Annotated in this window: 16 protein-coding genes and 1 pseudogene; 6 read left to right on the forward strand and 11 right to left on the reverse strand. The window is 63.0% G+C overall.

The window, feature by feature from the left end; translation table 11 throughout:
* Positions 1 to 13: 13 nt before the first annotated feature.
* On the reverse strand, positions 14 to 142 hold the full coding sequence (locus tag KUG85_RS21150) for a hypothetical protein (protein WP_255606511.1): 129 nt from the start codon (positions 140 to 142) through the stop codon (positions 14 to 16).
* A 311-nt stretch (positions 143 to 453) separates the two neighbouring features.
* Here KUG85_RS21150 and KUG85_RS19960 point away from each other — a divergent pair, with 311 nt between their 5' ends.
* Positions 454 to 1,557, forward strand: coding sequence for a permease (locus KUG85_RS19960; protein ID WP_223006634.1), 1,104 nt, complete (start codon positions 454 to 456; stop codon positions 1,555 to 1,557).
* 89 nt (positions 1,558 to 1,646) lie between these two features.
* Here KUG85_RS19960 and KUG85_RS19965 read toward each other — a convergent pair whose 3' ends face one another.
* The 3 genes from KUG85_RS19965 to KUG85_RS19975 all read right to left on the reverse strand — a co-directional run bounded on the left by KUG85_RS19965 (position 1,647) and on the right by KUG85_RS19975 (position 3,788).
* Positions 1,647 to 2,189, reverse strand: coding sequence for a CBS domain-containing protein (locus KUG85_RS19965; protein ID WP_255606512.1), 543 nt, complete (start codon positions 2,187 to 2,189; stop codon positions 1,647 to 1,649).
* A 498-nt stretch (positions 2,190 to 2,687) separates the two neighbouring features.
* A complete protein-coding gene (locus KUG85_RS19970; RefSeq protein ID WP_223006635.1) occupies positions 2,688 to 3,299 on the reverse strand; it encodes a class I SAM-dependent methyltransferase in 612 nt (203 codons plus the stop codon).
* 93 nt (positions 3,300 to 3,392) lie between these two features.
* Positions 3,393 to 3,788, reverse strand: a complete 396-nt coding sequence (locus KUG85_RS19975) for a hypothetical protein (protein WP_223006636.1) — start codon at positions 3,786 to 3,788, stop codon at positions 3,393 to 3,395.
* Positions 3,789 to 4,942: 1,154 nt separating this feature from the next.
* Between KUG85_RS19975 and KUG85_RS21155 the strand changes: the two genes are divergently transcribed.
* A complete protein-coding gene (locus tag KUG85_RS21155) occupies positions 4,943 to 5,617 on the forward strand; it encodes a cysteine desulfurase family protein (protein ID WP_255606513.1) in 675 nt (224 codons plus the stop codon).
* A gap of 50 nt (positions 5,618 to 5,667) precedes the next feature.
* Positions 5,668 to 6,069, forward strand: coding sequence for an aminotransferase class V-fold PLP-dependent enzyme (locus tag KUG85_RS21160; protein WP_255606514.1), 402 nt, complete (start codon positions 5,668 to 5,670; stop codon positions 6,067 to 6,069).
* 80 nt (positions 6,070 to 6,149) lie between these two features.
* Here KUG85_RS21160 and KUG85_RS19985 read toward each other — a convergent pair whose 3' ends face one another.
* From KUG85_RS19985 to KUG85_RS20005, 5 genes are all read right to left on the reverse strand, one after another.
* Positions 6,150 to 6,305 carry a hypothetical protein gene (locus KUG85_RS19985; RefSeq protein ID WP_223006637.1) on the reverse strand — a complete coding sequence of 52 codons (156 nt, stop codon included), beginning with the start codon at positions 6,303 to 6,305 and terminating at the stop codon, positions 6,150 to 6,152.
* 215 nt (positions 6,306 to 6,520) lie between these two features.
* The gene (locus KUG85_RS19990; RefSeq protein WP_223006638.1) at positions 6,521 to 6,820 is read right to left on the reverse strand and encodes a hypothetical protein; all 300 of its coding nucleotides are present in this window, start codon (positions 6,818 to 6,820) and stop codon (positions 6,521 to 6,523) included.
* Between the two features lie 29 nt (positions 6,821 to 6,849).
* Entirely contained in the window at positions 6,850 to 10,143 is a 3,294-nt protein-coding gene (locus KUG85_RS19995; RefSeq protein ID WP_223006639.1) for an error-prone DNA polymerase, read from the reverse strand.
* A complete protein-coding gene (locus KUG85_RS20000; protein WP_223006640.1) occupies positions 10,140 to 11,663 on the reverse strand; it encodes a Y-family DNA polymerase in 1,524 nt (507 codons plus the stop codon). The genes KUG85_RS19995 and KUG85_RS20000 overlap by 4 nt, the downstream gene beginning before the upstream one ends.
* A complete protein-coding gene (locus KUG85_RS20005; RefSeq protein ID WP_223006641.1) occupies positions 11,578 to 12,339 on the reverse strand; it encodes an ImuA family protein in 762 nt (253 codons plus the stop codon). Before KUG85_RS20005 ends, KUG85_RS20000 begins: the two co-directional genes overlap by 86 nt.
* A 191-nt stretch (positions 12,340 to 12,530) precedes the next feature.
* Between KUG85_RS20005 and KUG85_RS20010 the strand changes: the two are divergent.
* The 3 genes and pseudogenes from KUG85_RS20010 (at position 12,531) to dinB (ending at position 16,447) form a co-directional block, all read left to right on the forward strand.
* Positions 12,531 to 14,601, forward strand: a pseudogene (locus tag KUG85_RS20010) (ATP-dependent helicase).
* 14 nt (positions 14,602 to 14,615) lie between these two features.
* Complete coding sequence (locus KUG85_RS20015) at positions 14,616 to 15,287, forward strand: SOS response-associated peptidase (RefSeq protein ID WP_223006642.1); 672 nt, start codon at positions 14,616 to 14,618, stop codon at positions 15,285 to 15,287.
* A gap of 119 nt (positions 15,288 to 15,406) precedes the next feature.
* Positions 15,407 to 16,447: a DNA polymerase IV gene (dinB, locus tag KUG85_RS20020; protein ID WP_255606530.1), complete on the forward strand. Its 1,041-nt coding sequence runs from the start codon at positions 15,407 to 15,409 to the stop codon at positions 16,445 to 16,447.
* Positions 16,448 to 16,524: 77 nt separating this feature from the next.
* Here dinB and KUG85_RS20025 read toward each other — a convergent pair whose 3' ends face one another.
* Together KUG85_RS20025 and KUG85_RS20030 are read right to left on the reverse strand one after the other, a co-directional pair.
* Entirely contained in the window at positions 16,525 to 17,112 is a 588-nt protein-coding gene (locus KUG85_RS20025; protein WP_223006644.1) for an RES family NAD+ phosphorylase, read from the reverse strand.
* Positions 17,109 to 17,825: an antitoxin Xre/MbcA/ParS-like domain-containing protein gene (locus KUG85_RS20030; protein ID WP_223006645.1), complete on the reverse strand. Its 717-nt coding sequence runs from the start codon at positions 17,823 to 17,825 to the stop codon at positions 17,109 to 17,111. The genes KUG85_RS20025 and KUG85_RS20030 overlap by 4 nt, the downstream gene beginning before the upstream one ends.
* Between the last annotated feature and the right edge of the window lie 40 nt (positions 17,826 to 17,865).

Raw genomic sequence — 17,865 nt, forward strand, 5'->3', positions numbered from 1 at the left:
CAAACAATAAGCCTCAGCTTCTCACATATTTCACGAGCGCAACCATCGCGAGAACGATCAGCGCCAGGAGCAGAATCCAGAATAAGCCTACGCCGGCCATGATCCAGCCCGCGCCCTCGATACCCATGCACTCCATCATCATGGTTGCGCTCTCCGTCTGATCTCCAGCCGTTCCAGATCACCAAGCGCATGCCGGCGCTGAACTGTGCCCGGATTCCCGGACTCGACCTCCGAAACTCTCTACTTCCCCGCGACGGTTCCGCGGCTAAATTCTAAATGAAACCGACGCGTTCCGACATGGTTCCAATTCCGGATGGGCACGACCGCCGACTGCTCCCGTCTCTCGGCGGATCCTTGCGAGCGCGCTAGCGGTAGAAAACAAGTCGGGGGAACGGCATAGCATCCCGCACGTTGGGTGAGGAACCCGGCGACTGCTACCTCTCAGGAAGCACTATGATCGAGCAGATCGGCACGTCACTTTATGTCAGCGCTGGCCTTTTCTGGAAGGCGTTCTGGGCGCTGGCGTTCGGCTATGCCTTTTCGTCGCTCATCCAGGTGCTGGTGCCACGTGAAGTGGTCGCCAGACACCTCGGGCGCCCTGGCCTTAAGGAGACCTCCCTCGCGATGGTTTTAGGGCCAGCATCTTCATCCTGTTCTTTCGCGGCGCTCTCGGCCGGACGTGCTCTCCTGGCAAAGGGAGCAGCACTGATCCCGATGATGGCCTTTCTGTTCGGCGCCACCAACCTGTCGCCCCAAGTGGCAGCGCTCGCCTGGATCTTCCTTGGCTGGCAGTTTGCGCTGGCCGTGGTTGTTGGCTCCATCGCGCACGTTTTGGTGATGGCGGCCGCAGTGCGCCTTACCTATCCAAAAGAGATGGTGGAGCGTGCCCGGCAAGACGCTTCCAAGTCGTCGATGGAGGGAATGGGTGACCCCTCGGAGGGACTGCCGCGCCCTTGGCGCGAGAAGCTGGCAAGCGGAAAGGCTTGGCGCCGCATTGGCACGACCTATGTGCGCGAATGGAACATGGTCTGGAAAGACCTTTTGTTCGGGTTCCTCGTTGCCGGCGCAGTTGCCGTGCTCGTCCCCGACGCGGTCTTTCAGGCGATTTTCCCGCAGGGGCTGACGCCCGTCTTGCTTATTGTCGTCCACGCGTTCCTCGGACCGGTGTTGGCGCTGCTGACGATCATCGGCTCTATGGGAAACGGTCCGCTCGCCGCGGTGCTGTGGGAAAACGGGGTTCTGTTCGCCGGTATCATCGCCTTCTTGTATGCCGACTTTGTCGTGATCCCGTCGCTACGGATCAACACGACCTACTACGGCTGGCGCTTCGCGGCCTACCTGGGGGCGATCTTCACCGCTTCGGCCATCGGCGCAGGTATCATAATGCACACACTGTTCTGGCTTCTTGGTCTCATTCCCGAGCCACAGGCCGGCGCCGTGCAGCAACTCGCGCAGTTCCGCATCGACTATGTCTTCTTCCTGAATCTGGCGGCAATCGCAGTGTCAGGCGCGCTGCTATGGGAATGGTGGCGCAATCGTCGGCACCCTGACCTGTGAGCAGGATCACAAAAGTTCATCTGCGCGATCAGCTGCGATTCCGTCGTTCGGTCGTTCCGAGCTTGCGCACTGTATTCGTGAACGAGGCCTCAGCAGCAGCCTGCCCGTGAAGGTTCGGAACTCGGCTTCGAAACATCTCGGACAAGCTGGGCCGTCTCATGCTCCGAACCATGCAGCGCTATATCGGCCTGCGAGACCATGCCGCAGCAGGCACCTTTTTCGTCCACCACCGGTACACGCCTGATCTGATTTTCCTCAAGGGTGCTGCAGCAATCATCGAGATCCATGTCGGGCGTGGCTGTCACGGCCGGAGATGACATCACCTCGCGTACCGGCGTCGAAGGATTCTTGTCTTCGGCGACACCGCGACAAGCCATGTCTCGATCCGTTACCACACCGATGGGTCGACCCTCGTCGTCGACCACGGGAAGTTCGCCGCAATCATGCTCTGCCATGAGCTTGGCTGCCTCTTTCATCGATGTATCCGGGCCACAGCAGGCCGGATTGCTTGTCATTACGTCTTGCACTTGCATCGCGCTTTTCCTGTTGCTCGTCGAAAATGCTCCGCCTGAATGGCAGACCTTGTCATCGTCATCGAAACCCATCTCCGAACCCAAGGTTCCAATCGACACCAACACTCTCACTTCTCACCGGACCGGGCAGTGATCGAGGCTCTTCCGCAGAGATCCCGAAGTCGGATCGACCAGCTAAGCGGACCAGAATGCTTCCGCTTCGGGCCAGGCGCGAGTTTGTCGCGACAGGCCGACTGGAGAAGTGGTCGCGATCACTCCTAAGCCATCATGCATCGGCAGCTATAAAGACATCATATATGACCTTGGTGCTCGTCTCTGTTATTTGCCAATTTATAGCTAAGTATATGAGCAACTTGGAGCATCCGACCCCGCTCCCTGCTAATGCGCTGCGCAAGATCGAGCGGGGCCGCAACTCGTTCGAAAGGCACGCCTGGGCGAGGTCTACAGGTCGCTGGCATCCGCCGATCAAGCGCTTCAACTTGTCGCTGAAAATCTCGAACTGCTGGCGGTATCGGCGTATCTGTGTTGCAGTCCAAAACAGCGGAAGGATGGCGTTGGCTTCCTCGCCGCTTCATGGACTCAATCTGCCGACTCACGCTACGGTCGGGCGCGGCCTTCGTACATGAAGGCCATTGGTTTCGGGCCTTTCGCGTATCCGGTCTCCATCCGGTCCATGCGGAAGCCGGCCATCTCGATCAGAGACTGGATCGGCCGATTGAGATAGCAGCCGCCGCCGATTCGCTTCCAGACCGGGGTCAGTCTGTTCTGCCAGATGCGCACGCCGGCATCGGGCGAGAGGCCGTGCTCCACGAACAGCAGCTGTCCGCCAGGCCTGAGCACACGGCGCATGTCGTGCAGTGCCTGCATGGCGGCGGGTACCGTGCACAGCGTCCAGGTCGTCACGACGGTGTCGACGCTTCGGTTGTCGAGCGGGATCGCTTCGGCGGATCCCTCGACGAAGTTCACCTCAAACGCCGAGCTATCGGCGGCCCTGCGGGCCATCTCGAGGAGCCGGGCAGAAGGCTCGAGGCCCATGACATCCTGCACCTTCGGACCGTAAAATGGCAGGTTCAAGCCAGAGCCGATTCCGATCTCCAGGACTCGACCCTCGGCCGCGGAGAGCACCCGCTCGCGATAAGGTACAAGATAGCGGTTGCGCATCGAAAGATTGATAAGATGCGGCAGAATGTGGTCGTGATAGAAACTCATCTTTCACTCCCTAGGTCTTGATTTCCGCGTGGGCGTGTTCCTCAGCCGAGATCACAGCATTCCAAGGCGGTGGCTCCCGGGCGGCCCAGCTGCTCAGGACTGCGGCGGCGCTTGCTGCTCGTCTCCGATCCCGTTGGCAAGCCTGAGCAGTTCCTCCAGAACCTTCTGGCGCCTGTCCGCCGCGAGCGGCGAAGTCTTCAGAATTCCAGCAGCCATATTCCGATCGTCACCAGCCACACCACGGCCGCGCGCTTGGGTTCCGCTGCTCTGGACGAGACCATCCAGGTCGGGCCGCTGGTGCTCGTGTACATCCTTGAGCAGCCCCAAGTCGTTGGCAGCCACCGCGAGAAGACCGGCGGCGACGTCGCGGGTCGTGTCGTCCTCGGTGAAGGTGGCGATGACATAAGCCTTAAGTCTATCAGCCGGCGTGGAGCGCTCGGACCTGATCGTCAACTGCGCCACTTCGAAACGGTCGCACAGCCGCTGCACCAGGCCTCCTTGATAGGGAGCGAATACAGCAGCCCGCCTTTGCTCACTCCAGCCTTCGCCGAGACCGCATCAAGGATAAGATGCGCCACGCCTTCCTCGAGCACCACGGCCTCAGCCGAGTCCAGCAACACGTCGCGAGAGGTGATCGGCCTGCGTCCCATGCCTGCAGCCAATTGAATTCCGTCTGGACGGTATTATCGCCAGAGGTTCGGGGTCAAGGGCGGCAGGAATTGTCGGCGGGGATTCGTGGATCATTCTGTTGCCGAGACGAAAAACTTGACCTTCCCCCAGCTGGAAGGTGCACACTTCCCCTATGGCTACGATCTCGAAGCCCGACCGCAGTCTCGATAGTTCGATACTGGCCGCCTTCAAGGTTGCGCACGATCAGGGAAAGCTGGAGGTTGCGGAGCACCTTCTGTCCGCGTTGGAGTGCTTGGACCGCACAGCGGGACGTGGCGGAGTTGTCGAAAAGGCGTACAGGATGATCTGCCCTCACTGCGAGCGCGAGGACGCTGGCACGCCGAAGCCCAGATCAAAAAGCTGATGACAAGCAACGAACCGCAAGAAACATCTGAGCTCCACATCCAATCTTGCTGGGAGAAGAGCCTTTCGAACCTTCAAGTCATTTCGACATTTAGCGATGCTCCTCCGAGGTTGGCAAATACGGCCAGATCTGTCGCTTAATGAATTTGCGCAGCCTTCATTTCGTCTGCTCCCGCCGGCTCAGTTCCGCCCTGTAGGCGCGCTTGCGGTCGGGCCAGGTGCCCTTGATGAATGCGATGACCGCCTGGACTTCCTGATCGGCCGGTCTCATCGCCGATCGCTTTGGCCTCTCGTCCGCGATTTTCTCCATCGCCGCACTGACGTTTCTCTCCGGCCTCGTCGCCGCCGTTTTTATGCGCGGGCTCACGAGCGCGCAAGGCGCCGGACTACAAGGGAGGGCGGAGTAGGAAGGGAGATCGACGAACTGCCGGTGCCTGTGGTGGCGGCCGACAAGGCGCTGATGTTCAAACTCGCTCAATGGAGAAGTAAGCAATGATGATGGACGGAATGCAGGGAATGGGCTGGGGCATGGGCCTGATTGGTCTTCTCGTGCTGATCCTGCTTGTTCTGGGGATCGCCGCGTTGGTGAAGTACCTCATGTCGGGGCGGTGATGAGAACGGGTCCGATCTATCTCGACTACAATGCGAGCACGCCGATCGATCCGGCGGTCGCAGCGGCAATGCGGCCGCTCCTCGACAAGGGCTTCGGCAATCCTTCGAGCGGACACTGGGCAAGCGCACCGGCGAAGGCTGCACTGGATAAGGCCCGCAGCCAGGTTGCGGCGCTACTTGCTTGTGAAACCGATGAGATCGTGTTCACAAGCGGCGGCAGCGAGGCCAACAACCTTGCCATCAAGGGCACGTATTTTGCCCTGAGCGACAAAGGCAACCACATCATCACCACGGCGATCGAGCATCCCGCCGTTCTCGCGCCCTGCCGCTTTCTCGAGCGGCTCGGCGCCACAGTTACCTATTTGCCTGTAGACAGGACGGGCCGCGTCGCTCCTGAAGATGTACGCCGAGCGATCAACCGGCGCACCGTTCTGGTCAGCGTCATGCACGCGAACAATGAGGTCGGCACGGTCCAGCCGATCGAGGAGATCGGGGTTATTGCGCGGGAGCATGGGGTTCGGTTTCACACGGATGCGGCGCAGTCAGTCGGGAAGATTCCAACGAAGATTGAAACGCTCGGCGTCGATCTGCTCGCCATCGCCGGCCACAAGCTCTACGCGCCCAAGGGCGTCGGGGCACTCTATATCCGCCGGGACTTGATCTGGAGCCGCTGATTCATGGCGCTGGTCACGAGCAAGGCCGGCGCGCGGGCACCGAAAGTGCGTTGCTTGCCTGCGGCCTTGGCCGGGCCTGTATCCTGGCTCAGAACCCCGCGCCGATGGCGCGTGTTCAGGTGCTGCGTGACCGCCTGTGGCAGGGACTACAGGAGCACCTTGGTGATCGGGTCGTGCTCAACGGCCATGCGGAGCATCGCTTGCCAAACACCCTGAACGTCTCCTTTGCCGGCCTGATCGGTACCGACGTTTTGGCAACACTCGACGGGGTCGCCGCATCGACCGGCGCAGCCTGCCACTCCGGCCGGGTCGAGCTATCTCCTGTGCTCGCGGCCATGGGGGTACCAGAAAAGATCGGAATGGGCGCCGTCCGCTTCAGTCTCGGACGGGCGACCACCGAGGCTGAAATCGATTCCGTGGTGGACCTGGTCACCGCCAATCTGCCTTCGTGACGACTTCTTGGACGACTTTCGGGAACTAGGAGCATGAACGGCAAATTCCGGCTTGGCACCAGAGTTTCCAGCAGGAGGTGCTACACGATGTCGACGAACTGGATGGGTGGCAAATGAAAAGAGACATGGAGTTGATTCGCAATCTTCTGATCTCCATTGAGGAGCAGGACCAGGGGGAAGACGATGACATAAGGATCGACGCTCCAGGCTATGAACCGGCGATCGTCAATGGCCATTTGAGGCTTTTGAAGGAAGCAGCGCCAAGGGTCGTGAACTGCCTGCATAGGTCACCGGCATCTCCGATATCGGCGCTGGGGCCGCTCCGTGGGTGGCCCGTCGAGGATGGATCAAACTTGCCGACCCTCGGCCTGAGAGGGATCGCCTACCGCGAGCAACCTCGCCGGAGGATCGAGTGCGGGGCAGGTCGCTGTCCGGCGCCGACATTTAGAAATCAAAGAGCATTCAAGATTGCCAGCAGTTCGTCGCCGGGCTTGAAGCGATTGCCTTCTCCGTTTTGCAGCTTGCCGATCTTTCTCCGGTAGCTCAAGGAACTGAAGACCGTCTTGCGAAAAACGTCATTCCCGTCGTAATGATGATCAATGAGCCGGTGGGCGTAGCCCGGCGCCCTCGTGGCTCGGTAGACTGTTTGCGTTCGATAGCCGGAAGCCCGCGTTCGAGTGATGTAGGCATCGACATTGCCTCGAAAGATCCACCCGTCCAATCGTCGCCAAAGCTGGCGGCTGTAGGGCAAAATGCGATTGCGAGCGCGCGCGGCCGTTCTTATCGAAAGTCCCGTGGCCTAGGCAGCTTAGTCGGCATAGTCTCCGGCTCGGGATCAGAGCGCTTATGCCGAATACGGCATAAGGGATCGACCAAGTTCCTCGCCTTCGGCTCTCCCCGCGGATCGGGCATGGGCGAGCCGTGATGGACCTCATCGCCGCGCCCATGCGGCACCGGAAATCCCACCTCCCGCGCACCGATGCTGGCCAGCTCGGCGGAGAGATCGGAGATCTCCTGCGCCACGATGTGCACCACGTCGCCTTCGCGCTGGATGCGGCCCTTGACGCCGAGCATGCCGGACCCGAGCACGACGCGCCGGTACTTCTCAAACACCTTGGTCCAGACCACGAGATTGGCGACCGCGGTTTCGTCCTCGAGCGTTATGAACATGACGCCCTTGGCCGAACCGGGCCGCTGGCGGACGAGCACAAGACCTGCCACATGAACCCAGCGGCGATCGCGGGATGCGACGGCCTCGGCGCAGGTCATGATGCGCCGGCGGGACAGGTCTGCGCGGAGGAAGGATACGGGGTGCTGCCGAAGGGTAAGCCCGGTATGGCTGTAATCCTCCACCACCTCCCTTCCGGCCGCCATGGGGCGCAGCGACACTGTCGGTTCGATCTGCTCGGGCACGATACCGGCTTCGCGCGCCGCGGCGGCGGCAAAGAGCGGCAGCGGCTCGTCGCGCAGCGCCTTGATGGCCCAGAGCGCCTCGCGCCGCGCAAGGCCGAGCGCGGACCTGAAGGCGTCGGCCTCTGCCAGCTCGACCAGGGCCGCGGCGGGAATGCCGGCGCGGCGCCAGAGGTCGTCGACCGAGGCAAACGGCAGATGTTCCCGGCAGGAGACAAGGCGCGCGGCTTCCGCATTGCCCAGCCCCTTGACCATGCGCAGGCCGAGCCGGACGGCGAAATCGCCGTCCTCGCCGATCGCCTCGAGCGTACAGTCCCAGCGTGAGCTGTTGACGCAGACCGGCCGGATTTCGACGCCATGCTCGCGCGCGTCGCGCACGATCTGGGCCGGGGCATAAAAGCCCATGGGCTGGGCGTTGAGGAGCGCGCAGCAGAAGACTTCCGGATGCCAGCATTTCATCCAGGATGAGGCATAGGCGATCAGGGCGAAGCTCGCGGCATGGCTCTCGGGAAAGCCATAGGACCCGAAGCCTTCGAGCTGCTTGAAAGTGCGTTCGGCGAAATCGCGATCATAGCCGTTTGCGACCATCCCCTCGATCAGCTTCTCCCCGAATTTCGAGACGCCGCCGGTGTGTTTGAACGTCGCCATGGCGCGGCGCAGCTGATCGGCCTCGTTGGCTGTGAAGCCGGCGCATTCGATGGCGACGCGCATGGCCTGCTCCTGAAACAGCGGCACGCCGAGCGTCTTGCCGAGCACGGCCTCGAGCTCGGGTTTTGGGTAGGTCACATCCTCCTTGCCCTCGCGGCGGCGCAGATAGGGATGGACCATGTCGCCCTGGATCGGACCCGGCCGCACGATCGCGACTTCGATCACGAGGTCGTAGAAGGTTCTCGGCTTGATGCGCGGCAGCATCGCCATCTGGGCGCGGGACTCGATCTGGAAGGTGCCGAGCGTGTCCGCCTTGCGGATCATCGCATAGGTGCGCGGATCCTCGGCCGGGATGGAGGCGAGATCGAGCCTGATGTCCTTGTGTTCGGCCAAAAGGTCGAAGGCGCGGCGCATGCAGGAGAGCATACCGAGCGCCAACACATCGACCTTCATGAACTTGAGCACATCGATGTCGTCCTTGTCCCACTCGATGACCTGGCGGTCCTCCATGGCAGCCGGCTCGATCGGCACGAGCTCATCGAGCCGGTCACGGGTCAGAACGAAGCCGCCCGGGTGCTGCGAGAGATGGCGCGGCGTGCCGACAAGCTGGTGTGCGAGTTCGAGCGCCAGCCGGAGCCGGCGATCGCTCATGTTGAGGTTGAGACCCTCGGCGTGCTTTTGCTCCACGCCTTCAGACCAGCCCCAGACCTGCGAGGACAGGGTCATGGTCAGATCCTCGGGCAGGCCGAGTGCCTTTCCGACATCGCGCAGCGCGCCCTTGGCGCGATAGCGGATGACGGTGGAGCAGAGCGCGGCCCGCTCGCGGCCGTAGGTTTCATAGACCCACTGAATGACCTCCTCGCGCCGCTCATGCTCGAAATCGACGTCGATATCGGGCGGCTCGCGCCGTTCCTCGGAGACGAAGCGTTCGAAGAGAAGATCGTTGCGGTCGGGATCGACCGAGGTGACGCCGAGCACGAAGCAGACAGCCGAATTCGCCGCCGATCCCCGGCCCTGGCACAAAATTCCCTTCGAGCGGGCGAAGCGCACGATGGCGTTCACGGTCAGGAAATAGGGCGCATAGTTCAGCTTCTCGATCAGGCGGAGCTCGTGTTGGAGATTGGCGCGCACCTTGTCGGGCAGACCCTCCGGATAGCGCTCGGGCACGCCCTCCCAGGTGAGTTTTTCGAGGGCCTGCTGGGGTGTCAGCTCCGGATAGAGCTTTTCTTCCGGATATTGATAGGCCAGCTCGTCGAGCGAAAACCTGCACCGGTCCATGATCTCGATGGTCCGGGCGAGGGCTTCGGGATAGCGGTCGAACAGCCGATGCATCTCTTCGGGTGGCTTCAGGTAGCGGTCGGCAAACCGCTCGCGGCGATGCCCGAGCTCGTCGATGGTGACATTGTGCCGGATGGCGGTCACCACGTCCTGCATGAGCTGCCGGCCGGGTTCGTGGAAGAGCACGTCATTGGTGACGACGGTGGGCACCCGCGCCTGCACCGCCAGGTTCGACAGTTCCCAGAGGCGCATCTGGTCATTGGGCCGCCGCCGCAGCGTCAGGGCCAGATAGGCGCGGTCACCGAAGGTTTCCCGCAGGCGTCGCAATTGCAGCGCGCAGGTCTCGTCCGCGATGTCGGGAACGAGCACGGCGATCAGGCCCTCGCCATAGGCGACGAGATCCGCCCATTCGAGATGGCATTTGCCCTTGCCGGCGCGCTTCTTGCCCAGCGAGAGCAGGCGGCAAAGCCGCGCATAGGCGGGCCGATCGGTCGGATAGACCAGGACCGATATGCCGTCGGCGAGATCGAGCCGGCAGCCGACGACGAGGCGGACGCCGGTGGTTCTGGCCGCCTCGAATGCCCGGACGATTCCCGCCAGTGAGTTGCGGTCGACAATGCCGAGCGCCTCGATGCCCATCAGGGCGGCCTGGGCGAACAGCTCCTCACAGCTGCTCGCCCCGCGCAGGAACGAGAAATGGCTGGTCACTTGCAGCTCGGCGTAGCGCGGCCCGGTCATGCGAAAATCCCGTGCAGGAACCATTTCTGGGACCCGCTCTCACCACGTTCACCGTCGCCGGAGCGGAACAGCCAGTAGCGCTCGCCGGCTTCGTCCTCAACGCGGAAATAGTCGCGAACCGTCGACATCTCGGCGTCGCGTTTCCACCACTCGCCGCGAATGCGCTCGGGCCCGTCGGCACGCCGCACGCGCCGGCGCACGCCGCGCCAGGTAAACCAGACAGGTGGATTGTCGGGCAGCAGCGCCATCGTCTCGATCGGTTCGGGCCGGGCGAGCAGCCGCGGCGGGCGTGGCCAATCCCCCTCCCAGGTGGCGCCGCTCTCCGGCGCAAGCGCCGGCACTCGCGTGACTGCGCGCTCCGGCACATCGCTCTGCACCGGCTTGAACCGGTAGAGCCTGTTCTCACCGACGCGATTGGCAAGCACGTCGACCAGATCCGAGAGATCCGGCTCGGGCTCCTCGACGAGCGAGGAAATCGTCTGCTTGTCCTTGAGCGGTTCGGATTGAACCGCGGCCAGCACCATGATCTCGATGCCGAAGCCTGGATCGACGGTTTCGATCCTGTCGCAGAGGAGACGGGTCAGGCGCCTTGGATCGCGCACCGGCTGGGCCGTGCCAACGCGGATGAACTGCTTGGTGTTGTCGACGCGATGGAACAGCAGATCGAGCCGGCGGGCGCCGAGCCCACGCTTTTCCAGCTCTATGCAAAGGGCTTCGGCGAGCCTGGCCGTATAGCGGGCGATGGTTTCGGCCGCGCCGATCGGCTCTCCGAAGACACGGCGCACCTCGACCAGCTCGGGCGAACGAACCGGATCGACGGGTTCGGCGAGGCGTCCCAGCGCCTGGTCGAGCCGGCGGCTGATCTCGGGGCCAAAGCGCAAGGCAAGCGGCGCCCGCGGTTGCGCCATCAGGTCTCCGATTGTCTCGAAGCCGAGGGTGCGTAGCCCGGCAACCGTGTCGGGCTCGAGCCGCAGCGCTGCCAGCGGCAACAGCCGGAGCATCGCTTCTGTCTCGCCGGGCGCAATGACAGATGTGTAGCGGCGCAGGAAGCGTGCCGCGGCATGGGCCGCACCCCATGTATCGGCAATCGCCGCCCGCGCCTCGACGCCGGAGGCCGCGAAGCGCTGGACGATCGAAGTGAGCATGGCGGCCTCGCCGCCATGGAGATGATCGGCGCCGGTTGTGTCGATCACCAGCCCGTCCGGCGGATCGGGTGCCACCACGGGCGAGATGCGCTGCAACGCCCAGAGCGCGAGTCTGTCGAGCCCTTCGGCGTCGGCCGCGGGGTCGGCATCGAGGACGACGAGACCGGGCACCAGCGCCTGCGCCTTGGTGACGGCCATGCCGACGCTAACGCCCAGGGCCTGCGCATTGGCGTCAAGAGCGGTGATCAGCCGGCGCCGGCCGGTGCGGCCGACAAGGACGAGCGGCGCCTCAGCCGGAAGCGACGCGCCGTCCGACGTCCTTCTGAGGCGATCCGTAGGCCACCTTGGAAGGAAGAGCGATACGACCCTGGGCATCGCAGGCCTCCACTTCGAAATCAGCACTTTCCCCGGCCCGGCACCGGATCAGCTCGACCAGCCAGCGGGCCCGCCCGAGACCGGGAACTGGCAGCGGTGCAGAGGGGAGAACGGAAACCCGCCAGCGCGTGACGCTGGCCGTGGGCTGCCCGAAATCCCCCGCCTCGGTCTGACGCCGCCAGCGCCGGACGGCGAGACCGATCGTGTTCGAGCCTTCCGCCGCAAGCTGCAGCCGGCGGGATGCGGTCATTGAAAGGCGGGCGGTTTCGGCGACCACGGCCCCGAGTCCGCCATGGCGCAGCCCTTCCTCAAAGCAGGCGAGCAACGCCTTTTCATCACCGGCCTCGACATGGATCACGCTGTCGGGCGGCAGACCTGCCTGGGCGATCGCCGGGGCAAAAAGATCGGGTCGGGTTACGATCCAGAGGACTTTGCCTTTTGTACGCGCGGCGATCCCCGCCGCGAACAGCGCGGCGGCCGCGCCGTCCACGGCGCCATTCCCGCCTCCGGCCACCTCATGCAGGCATCCCAACCCCAGACCTCCTCCCGGAAGCCGCCGGTCGATCTCGGCGACGCCGAAGGGCAGGACCTCGCGCGCACGGCCGGCACCGCTGTCCAGGTGCGCAATGCGCTCCTGGAGCTCAGCAATGACAGCGTTTGCCGCGCGATCGGCCATGTAAGTCCAGTTCTCCTGAGGGCTTTGCAACGCCTCAAGGCGCTGTTATGTTCATTATTTGTTCCGTTTCCGATAATGAGTCAATCAGACTCCGCGATGAGTCTTTCCGGTGCGGATGGGGACGAGACGGCAGCAACGGCGCAGTATTGGCCGATTGTCGTTGATTCGCAGGGCGATAGGAGCGGGACGGAATGAATGCGGCGCATCTGGAAAAATTGAACGACGGTCAACGCGCCGCGGTCATTCACGGCATCGGCCTGCCCGATGGCCAGGTGGGCGGCCCGCTGCTGATCATTGCGGGTGCGGGCTCGGGCAAGACCAACACGCTGGCCCATCGCGTGGCGCAGCTGATCATTTCCGGGGCTGATCCGCGCCGCATCCTGCTCATGACCTTCTCCCGCCGCGCGGCTGCCGAAATGGGAAAGCGCGTGGAGCGCATCTGCGCCAGAGTGCTCGGCGACAAGGCCGGCATCCTGACTGACGCGCTCGCCTGGTCGGGCACATTCCATGGGATCGGCGCGCGCATCCTGCGCGAATACGCCGTCGAGCTGGGGCTCGATCCGCAGTTCACCATCCATGACCGCGAGGACTCGGCGGACCTTTTGAACCTCATCCGGCACGAACTCGGCTTCTCAAGGATGGAAAGCCGGTTTCCGGCGAAGGGGACCTGCCTTTCCATTTATTCGCGCACGGTCAATGCCCAGGCGCCGCTCGAGGATATCCTGCGCGCCAACTATCCCTGGTGCGCCGGTTGGGAAATGCAACTGCGCGAGCTCTTCGCATCCTATGTCGAGGCCAAGCAGGTCCAGAACGTGCTCGATTACGACGATCTGCTGCTTTACTGGGCCCAGACCATGAGCGACGCGGCGCTGGCCGACGAGATCGGCGGCCGCTGGGATCACGTTCTGGTCGACGAGTATCAGGACACCAACCGCCTGCAAGCGACGATCCTGACCGGCCTCAAACCCGGCGGACGGGGCCTCACCGTCGTCGGCGACGACGCCCAGGCGATCTATTCCTTCCGCGCGGCCACGGTCAGGAACATCCTCGATTTCCCGAAGGAATTCTCGCCGGCCGCCGAAATCATCACGCTCGAACGGAATTATCGCTCCACCCAGCCGATCCTTGCTGCCGCCAATGGCGTGATCGGCCTTGCGCGCGAGCGGTTCACCAAGAACCTCTGGACCGACCGCGCTTCGAACGAACGACCGTGTCTCGTGACCGTTCGCGACGAGGCCGACCAAGCGAGATTCGTGGCCGACGCGGTGCTGGAGAACCGCGAGACCGGCATGCGGCTCAAGGATCAGGCCGTGCTCTTCCGGGCAAGCCACCATAGCGGTCCGCTCGAGGTGGAGCTCACCCGCCGCAACATCCCGTTCGTCAAATTCGGCGGGCTCAAATTCCTCGACAGCGCCCATGTCAAGGACATGCTGGCCGCGCTGCGCTTTGCCCAGAACATGCGCGACCGCGTGGCCGGCTTCCGATTGATGCAGCTGCTGCCCGGCGTCGGGCCGGCGACGGCACAGACCGCTCTCGACGCCGTTGCCGAGAGCACTGAACCGATCGACACACTTGATAACCTCCCCTGCCCTCCCCGTGCCCAGACCGACTGGCCGGGCCTCATCGAGCTGCTCGGCGGGCTACGATCCGGATCGTCAGGCTGGCCGGCCGAGATCGGACAGGTCCGCGCCTGGTACGAACCGCATCTTGAACGCATCCATGAGGATTTCGAGATGCGGCGGGCCGATCTGCTCCAAGCTCGAGGAGATCGCCGGCGGCTATCCCTCCCGCGAGCGCTTCCTCACTGAGCTTACCCTCGATCCTCCGGACGCCACGTCCGGACAGGCGGGTGTGCCGCTGCTCGACGAGGACTATCTGATCCTTTCGACCATCCATTCGGCCAAGGGCCAGGAATGGCGCTCGGTCTTCGTGCTCAACACGGTGGACGGGTGTATTCCTTCCGATCTCGGCGTCGGAACGTCCGACGAGATCGAGGAGGAACGGCGCTTGCTCTATGTCGCCATGACGCGGGCAAAGGACAGTCTCAACCTCCTCGTCCCGCAGCGCTTCTTCACCCATGGCCAATCCGCGACGGGCGACCGGCATGTCTATGCCTCGCGAACGCGGTTCATTCCCGCTAGTCTATTGGAATTGTTCGAATGCCGTGCCTGGCCCGTCGTTGCCCCCGGACAGGGGCCGCATGTCGGCCCACGGCAGGTTCGCCTCGATGTCGGCGCGAGGATGCGCGGCATGTGGCGATAAAAGGAAGAGGGAGAATGTGCAATCTTTATAATCTCACGACGACGCGCGACGCCGTGATGGAATTCACCAAGGCTTTTGCCGACAAGGCAGGTTGGAACGAACCGTCACTGGACGTCTATCCGAACACCCTGGCGCCCATCGTTCGTGTCGGCGCCGACGGCAAGCGCGAGATCGCGAGCGCCACCTGGGGCATGCCCACGCCTCCAGCCTATATCAAGGGCAATTACGATCCCGGCGTCACCAACATCAGGAACGTCAACTCGCCTCACTGGCGACGCTGGCTCGGCCCGACCAGCCGATGCGTCGTGCCGTTCACCTCTTTCGCCGAGCCCGATCCGGCCAGCAAGGTTCCGGGTGGCCGCGTTCCCAATGCCTGGTTCGCTCGCAATGCCGACCGGCCGCTCATGTTCTTTGCGGGATTCTGGACACCATGGAAGGGCGTCAGAAAGGTTCGTGACGGCGAGCGCGAATTCGAGCTGTTCGGGTTCCTCACGACTTCGCCGAACGAGATCGTCAGCCCGATCCATCAAAAGGCCATGCCGGCGATCCTGACCACGCCGGAAGAGGTCGACCTCTGGCTGACCGGCGAGTGGGACGCAGTCAAGCACCTGCAGCGGCCCCTGCCCGGCAACATACTCGTCGTGGTCGAGCCGCCCGTAAAACACGACGACGAGCTTCTTCTTTAGGCGGTGAGACCGAGGCGGACGGGCGAATGCTCACGATCACCGGAGACAGGCATGCCGATGATGGTGTCAGCGAACCGAAGGCCCAAGATCTTCCGGTTCGAAAGATCATCCATGTCGATATGGACGCCTTCTATGCTTCGGTGGAGCAACGCGACAATCCCGAACTGAGAGGCAAGCCCGTCGCGGTCGGCGGATCGGCGGCGCGCGGCGTGGTGGCTGCCGCGAGCTACGAGGCGCGCGCCTTCGGTGTGCGGTCGGCGCTGCCTTCGGTGACGGCCAAGCGCCGCTGTCCCGACCTTATCTTCGTCAAACCCCGGTTCGACGTCTATCGGGCAGTGTCGGCGCAAATCCAACGGATCTTCGCCGAGCACACCGACCTGATCGAGCCGCTCTCGCTCGATGAAGCCTATCTCGACGTCACGGAGAACAAGCAGAACATGCCGGTCGCCACCGATATCGCAACCATGATACGCGCCCGCATCAAGGAGGTGACCGGCCTCAACGCCTCGGCTGGGATCTCATACTGCAAGTTCCTGGCGAAGATGGCGAGCGATCTTAACAAGCCGAACGGTCAAGCGGTCATCACCCCGAAAATGGGCCCCGAATTCGTGGCCGACCTGCCGGTCAAGAAGTTCCACGGCGTGGGACCGGCGACGGCTGCCAAGATGCAGCGGCTCGGCATCGAGACCGGTGCCGACCTGCGAGAAAAGCCCCTGACCTTCCTGCAGGAGCACTTTGGGAAATCCGGGAGCTGGTATTACCGGATCGCGCGCGGGATCGACGAACGACCCGTTCAGCCCAACCGCCCGCGGAAATCCGTCGGCGCCGAAGATACCTTCGTGGCCGACATCTTCGACCTCGATTCGGCGCGCGCTGAACTGGTGCGGCTGGCCGAAAAAGTCTGGCGGCATTGCGAGGCCAAGGAGATTACCGGACGCACTGTGACGCTGAAGGTGAAGTTCGCCGATTTCCAGCAAATCACCCGCAGCAGAACGCTGCCGAGGTTCATAGGTGGCGCGGACGAGATGATTGATGTTTCGCAATCGATGCTCGCCGACCTGTTTCCCCTCGAGAAGGGCATTCGACTGCTCGGCGTGACGCTGTCGTCATTGGACGCCAGGGATAGCGGCGCGGCACCAGACCAATTGGCGCTTTTCTGATTGGGCAGAGCCAGCACAACCTCCGGCCGACCTCGGGTGTGCCTCAACCCAGGGCGGGGCATCCAGGCTCTCGCTAGTCACGGTCTCTTTATGACCGTGACGTGAAGTTCTTCGACGACGGACGGAAGGCAGGCGAGTTCGGGCAGATCGGCTGCCGGGCTGTCGGCGTCGAGACTGGTCTCGACGGCGCGGTCGTAGACGGCCACGCATTGCTTGTTGGTGATGCGCGACATGTAGATGATTCCATCGACGTCTGTTTGGTCGTAGAGTTTCTGGCTGAAGCGCCTTCCCGCTGCCTGTGCCTTCGCACGAACGGCGTCCGTCGAGACACCCAACAGGCTGGCACCTTCGAACCGCAGATCGAGCAAGAAGAGCGGACGGGCATTGCGGACGCTGGTGATGGAATATCGATCGAACTCCTCCTGCAGGAGCAGGCGCTCGGATTTCCCTTCGAAGCGATCGCGGATAATGGTCTCCGCGACCGCCGTTTTCACGTCCTGCGCCAGATAGAGCAGCTTGAATTTGTCCCGCGGGCTTGAAAAGCGGGTCTTGCCGAACCCCATGCCAAGCGGAGTCGCCGCATGCTCTCGGGCGAGGATGCGCACGTAGTCATCGACGCGAACCCGAACGACCAGCCTCTGCAGGATCTGTTGATCGAGGGTCATTGGGCGGCGAAATACGCCGCGGCGGCATCGACAACCTCACCTACACGATCCTGTTTCAGCAGATCGATAGGTTTGCGGCCAGCTAGAACGGGGTTCCTTTGGCTCAGCCAGAGCCAGGCCGTGCGCTCGCTTTTGGCAAGCTGCATGATCTCCCGAATACCGCGCGCGGGTCGACCATCTATAAACTGCTCGAGAGGATAGACATGTTTCCTGGTCCCTTTGAGCAACCCAATGACGTCGCCCTCGTGTTGCCAGCGGTTGAGGGACGAACGCGCCACTCCATACTCTCGGCTAAGCTCCGTGGCGCCAGCCACGCGTCCCGCCCAGTCCTCAAGCTTCCGGTGGACGGCGATCGCAGCCAGGCCCTTCTGACCCTGATCTGATGTGACCATGGCTCCAAGGCCTTCACCTTTCGAGGGCTCTATTTCATCAGGAACACTCAGAGAGATTCTGCCGGATCGTTCGCGTCCGAAGCTCTCGAACACACGGCGGATGCGCTGCTTGAGCTCAGCGCTGTGCGCGTTGAGTTCCTGACGTTGTTCAGCCGGCAGCCTGGCAACAACCTCAGCAACTTCGCCAGCGATAAGGGCTGACAAAGCCAGCGAACCGGGGCCGAAGCCCTTCTCCGTCTTGAGGGCGTTCGACACCTTAGCGGCTACACGATCGGCGATGTTTTGATCGAGTCGCTCGGTTTGAGCATTTGACCTAACCATAGGAGGCACTCCTTGCGGGTTTCAGGCCATAGATAGGCCC

Origin of the sequence: Nitratireductor rhodophyticola (assembly GCF_019891355.1) — a bacterium.
GTDB lineage: Bacteria > Pseudomonadota > Alphaproteobacteria > Rhizobiales > Rhizobiaceae > Nitratireductor > Nitratireductor rhodophyticola.

Coding starts and splice junctions, on each gene's coding strand:
- KUG85_RS21150 (WP_255606511.1), bottom strand. CDS start 142: ATGATGATGGAGTGCATGGGTATCGAGGGCGCGGGCTGGATCATGGCC.
- KUG85_RS19960 (WP_223006634.1), top strand. CDS start 454: ATGATCGAGCAGATCGGCACGTCACTTTATGTCAGCGCTGGCCTTTTC.
- KUG85_RS19970 (WP_223006635.1), bottom strand. CDS start 3,299: ATGAGTTTCTATCACGACCACATTCTGCCGCATCTTATCAATCTTTCG.
- KUG85_RS21155 (WP_255606513.1), top strand. CDS start 4,943: ATGAGAACGGGTCCGATCTATCTCGACTACAATGCGAGCACGCCGATC.
- KUG85_RS19985 (WP_223006637.1), bottom strand. CDS start 6,305: ATGGCCATTGACGATCGCCGGTTCATAGCCTGGAGCGTCGATCCTTAT.
- KUG85_RS19995 (WP_223006639.1), bottom strand. CDS start 10,143: ATGACCGGGCCGCGCTACGCCGAGCTGCAAGTGACCAGCCATTTCTCG.
- KUG85_RS20000 (WP_223006640.1), bottom strand. CDS start 11,663: ATGCCCAGGGTCGTATCGCTCTTCCTTCCAAGGTGGCCTACGGATCGC.
- KUG85_RS20005 (WP_223006641.1), bottom strand. CDS start 12,339: ATGGCCGATCGCGCGGCAAACGCTGTCATTGCTGAGCTCCAGGAGCGC.
- KUG85_RS20015 (WP_223006642.1), top strand. CDS start 14,616: ATGTGCAATCTTTATAATCTCACGACGACGCGCGACGCCGTGATGGAA.
- dinB (WP_255606530.1), top strand. CDS start 15,407: ATGGACGCCTTCTATGCTTCGGTGGAGCAACGCGACAATCCCGAACTG.
- KUG85_RS20025 (WP_223006644.1), bottom strand. CDS start 17,112: ATGACCCTCGATCAACAGATCCTGCAGAGGCTGGTCGTTCGGGTTCGC.
- KUG85_RS20030 (WP_223006645.1), bottom strand. CDS start 17,825: ATGGTTAGGTCAAATGCTCAAACCGAGCGACTCGATCAAAACATCGCC.